Here is a 4,227-nt window from a genome sequence, read left to right as displayed (position 1 = left end):
TCGGCGCCCTCGTTCGCCTCCGCGATCCGCAGCGCCTGCTCCACGCCGTACTCGTCCAGCTCCGACAGGAGGCCGTCCACACCCTCCCGGTCAGTGGTGAGGTCGTCCGCGAAACGACGGTCACCCGTCGCGTCCGGCACGTGCTTCACACAGACAACGATCCTCAAGCTCACGGCCTTGTCTCCTGTACTGGTCTCGTCCGGCGGCTGCGGCGGTGCAAGCGGGCGCGAACACGGCACGTACCCGCCCCGGGCAGCGAATTCCCGTGCCGGTCCGGAACTTCCTGGCAGCATACTCGGCGGTAGCGCAGTGGTCACTACTGGCCAGTAGCTTATGCCGTTCGGCTGCTCGACCGCCTGCGCCCATCCTGCCCCAGGCCGGGGCCCGCTCCACCCGACGGGGCGGAACGAGTACGGCCCGATTGGTCACACGACCGGGCCGAGCGCCGCGATCACGTCCACCGTGCGCGGCTGACCGGCCGCCCGCCGCACCACCCGGCCGCCCCCGTCCAGCACCAGGACGGTCGGCGTCCGCCGGACCTCCAACCGGCGGACCAGCTCCAGCCGCTCCTCGGCGTCCACCTCGACGTGCTCCACCCCGTCGACCATCCCGGCCACCTCCGAGAGCACCCGCCGGGTGGCCCGGCAGGGCTGGCAGAAGGCCGTCGAGAACTGCACCAGCGTCGCCCGCGCGCCCAACGGCACACCCAGCTCCGCCTCCGACAGCCGTACCGCCCCGTCCTCGGCACCCACCCTCGACCTCCCGTCACTGCGCACCACGGCCCACCCGGCCCGGCCGCCCTCGAAAGGAGGACAACGCGTGCCGCCGGCCCGGCCGTCCCCCCAGTCTGAGGCAGCGCCCGCGAACCCCGAAACCCGGTCGACCACCAGGGCCCGGCCGCGTACGATCGGCCGGTGGACCCCGACCGTCACTCGACGCCCCTGCGGCGCTGAGGCCTCCGCCGCTGCCGCCGTCCGTCGCGATCCCCGGAGCCCCCTGTTGCAGACCGATCCCCGCGGCCCCCGCCTGGTCGCCGCGCTCAGCTCGGTCGTCCTGGTCCTCGTCCTGCGCACCGGCAGCTGCGCCCTCCTGTCCGCCCAGGCGCTCGCCTTCGCCCTCGGCGCGTTCGGCGGCCTGCGCTTCTCCCCCTCCATCGGGCTCTTCCAGGTGCTCGTGCTCCCCCGGCTCGCCCCGCCCGCCGAGACCGAGGACGAGCGGCCGCTCCGCTTCGACCAGGGCATCCTCACGGTGTTCGCCGCGGTCGGCGCCCTCGGCTTCGGCACCGGGGTGACCTGGCTCGGCCTGCTCGGCGGCTCGGCCGCCCTCACCGCCGCCCTCGCCAACGCCGTGTTCGGCTACTGCGTGGGCTGCGAGCTCTACCCCGTGGTCCGGCAAGCCCAGGGCCGTCGCACCGCCGGCACCTGACCGCGCGCCCCGGCCCCCGCTCCGACCTGGGCATTCTCCGTCCGCGGTCAGGCCCGCACTCCCTGATGCGGGGAACGGAAAAGTTCCCTTTGCAGTTCATCACGGAGATCACACCGCGAATATTCCCTTGACCGCACGGCTCAGGTGACAGCGGGCACTCGTTCGGGGGATCATCTCCGTGAATCACCCGTGAGCGCCGCGGAGTGCCGTACTCCGGTCGGCACCGCCCGCGCAACGGCGCGGGTACCCGCCGAACCGGGCTCCGGCCCTGGAAGTCAGGACTGACCGTGGCAGAGTTCGTGTACCCGCCGGTGATCGGCGCCGCACTCACCGCCTTCCGCGCGCTGGACGTGCGGATCAAGATCGTGGGCGCCGAAAACATCCCCCCCAGGGGGGGAGCGGTGCTGGTCAGCAATCACATCAGCTACCTGGACTTTCTCTTCGCGGGCCTCGGCGCGTACCGCGGCGGTAAGCGCAAGACCCGATTCATGGCCAAGGACGACGTCTTCAAGCACCGGATCTCCGGCCCGCTGATGCGCGGCATGAAGCACATCCCGGTGGACCGCACCGACGGCCAGCCCGCCTACGAGGCCGCCGTGCGCGCCCTCAAGGCCGGCGAGGTGGTCGGGGTGTTCCCCGAGGCGACCATCAGCCGCTCCTTCATGCTGAAGAAGTTCAAGACCGGCGCCGCCCGGATGGCCGCCGACTCCGGCGCCCCGCTGCTGCCCGTCGTGCTCTGGGGCACCCAGCAGCTCTGGACCAAGGGACGCCCGAAGACCCTGACCAAGCGGCACGTCCCGGTCACCATCATGATCGGCGAACCGATCCACCTCGGACCGGGCGACAAGCCCGTGATGGTCACCCGGCGGCTGCGCGCCGCCATGAGCGAGATGCTCGACCGGGCCCAGCGCGAGTACCCCGGCAAGCCCTCCGGCCCGGACGACACCTGGTGGCTGCCCGCCCAGCTCGGCGGGACCGCGCCCACCCTGGAGGTCGCCGAGGCCGAGGACGAGGCGGAGGCCCTCGCCAAGGCCGAGCGCCGCGCCGCCCGGGGCTGAGCCGCCGCCCTCCTCTTCCCGGTCGTCCCCTTTCCCTGCTGCCGCCTCCGCTTCCGATGCCTACTCCGTGCGACCGAGCGAGCGCGTCCCGTCGCGTGTCGCCCGGCCGCCGAAGCCGACCGTCTGACACAGTGACAGCTCCTTTCAGGGGCCTTCGTCCTGAATCCGCGGCGGGGGCACACGTCGGATCGGTCGGAAGGCTCGGAGGCGGAGATGACACGGATCACCGGCACACGGCAGTCACCCACGGGCAGGGCCCGCACCCGCGCGAGCGCCGGTGCGGGCCTTCTGCTGATGGGCGCCCTGCTCACCGGCTGCGGGGCCGAGCCCGGGGACATCCCGCTCTCGGAGACCCGGCCGGAGACCCCCGCCGCCACTCCCGAGGCCACGCCCACCGCGACCCCCGGTGTGGTCGGCGCGGCCATCGGAGGCCCTGCGGCGGCCGCACACAACGGACTGATCGTCAGCCGCGCCTACACCGACGCCGCCCGCACCGGCAGCGCGATCGTCACCCTCTCCCCCGACGGCGGCGACCAGCGCCAGGTCACCCAGCCGCCCGCCCGCACCTTCGACGACCGCCCGGACTGGTCCCCCGACGGCACCACCATCGCCTTCGACCGCACCGACCCGCAGACCGGCACCGCCCGGCTCTGGACCGTCCCCACCACCGGCGGCACCGAGCACCAGGTCAGCCAGCTCTGCGACGGCGGCACCGCCGACTGCGCCAACGAGGACGAACGCGCCCCCGCCTTCTCCCCAGACGGCAAGCAGGTCGCCTTCAGCCGCTCCTGGGGCGCCCTGGACCCGTCCGGCAACCACCAGATCCAGTACTCGGACCTCTACCTGATGAGCCCCGAGGGCACTGACGTCCAGCGGCTCACCTTCCTCACCAACGACAAGCCCTACTCGGGTACGGTCAGCAATCCCAGCTGGTCCCCCGACGGCAGACAGCTCAGCTTCGAGTACCGCACCAGCGGCACCGGCCAGCCCGCCGGCAGCCGGGCCATCTACGTGGTCAGCGCGGACGGCACCGGGCTGCGACAGCTCACCCCCTGGGAGCTACGCGCCGGCGACCGCGCGGACTGGTCCCCCGACGGCACCCAGATCCTCTTCACCACCTACCCGGCCGGCCCCGACAACGCCCCCGGCGGCGGGATCTACACCGTTCATCCCGACGGCACCGCCATCGGTGCCCTCACTCCCGCGCCCTCGGACGCCTACTACGGCACGGCCGCCTACGCGCCCGACGGCAAGTCCATCGTCTTCACCCAAGCCCCCGCGGGTGCCGGCGCCGACCTCTACAGCATGCGGCCGGACGGTACGGGCGTCGCCCGTCTCACCAACAGCACGGACAAGTGGCTCGGTCGGCCGGCCTGGGGGACGGCGGAGGCTCCGGTGGCTCCCGCCGATCCGACTCAGGCGTCGGCTCAAGCCTCAGCCCAACCATCGGCGCAGGCTTCCCAGTCACCTCAGGCACCCCAGGCTCCTCAAACGCCACAGCCCGATGCCCAGCAGCCGGCCCAGGCCCAGGCCCAGGCCCAGGGGCAACCGCCCACCGAGCAACCGCAGTCCGACTCCGACCCCGAGGCGGAGTCCGGGTCCGAGTCCGGGTCCGACGAATAAGCCATCCGACGCCGGCGACTCCGGATATGCGAAAAGCCCCTGATCCGTTGGGATCAGGGGCTTTTCGGAATAATTGTTCGGCGGCGTCCTACTCTCCCACAGGGTCCCCCCTGCAGTACCA

At 72.5% G+C, this 4,227-nt stretch carries 4 protein-coding genes and 1 pseudogene; 3 read left to right on the top strand and 2 right to left on the bottom strand.

Features of this window, described 5'->3' with window-relative positions; translation table 11 throughout:
* A pseudogene (locus tag ACIQOW_RS39650) lies at window positions 1-173 on the bottom strand (electron transfer flavoprotein subunit beta); the annotation flags it as partial.
* A gap of 252 nt (window positions 174-425) precedes the next feature.
* Window positions 426-752: a thioredoxin family protein gene (locus ACIQOW_RS39645; RefSeq protein ID WP_401092853.1), complete on the bottom strand. Its 327-nt coding sequence runs from the start codon at window positions 750-752 to the stop codon at window positions 426-428.
* Between the two features lie 247 nt (window positions 753-999).
* Between ACIQOW_RS39645 and ACIQOW_RS39640 the strand changes: the two genes are divergently transcribed.
* The 3 genes from ACIQOW_RS39640 (at window position 1,000) to ACIQOW_RS39630 (ending at window position 4,106) form a co-directional block, all read left to right on the top strand.
* A complete protein-coding gene (locus tag ACIQOW_RS39640) occupies window positions 1,000-1,425 on the top strand; it encodes a DUF4395 domain-containing protein (RefSeq protein ID WP_401092851.1) in 426 nt (141 codons plus the stop codon).
* A 287-nt stretch (window positions 1,426-1,712) separates the two neighbouring features.
* On the top strand, window positions 1,713-2,483 hold the full coding sequence (locus tag ACIQOW_RS39635) for a lysophospholipid acyltransferase family protein (protein ID WP_401092849.1): 771 nt from the start codon (window positions 1,713-1,715) through the stop codon (window positions 2,481-2,483).
* A gap of 213 nt (window positions 2,484-2,696) precedes the next feature.
* Window positions 2,697-4,106, top strand: coding sequence for a hypothetical protein (locus tag ACIQOW_RS39630; protein ID WP_401092847.1), 1,410 nt, complete (start codon window positions 2,697-2,699; stop codon window positions 4,104-4,106).
* Window positions 4,107-4,227: the final 121 nt, after the last annotated feature.

Origin of the sequence: Kitasatospora sp. NPDC091335 (assembly GCF_044757205.1) — a bacterium.
Taxonomy (GTDB): Bacteria; Actinomycetota; Actinomycetes; order Streptomycetales; family Streptomycetaceae; genus Kitasatospora.
The sequence above is the reverse complement of the archived record's forward strand: the minus strand, read 5'-3'. Positions and strand labels throughout refer to the sequence as shown.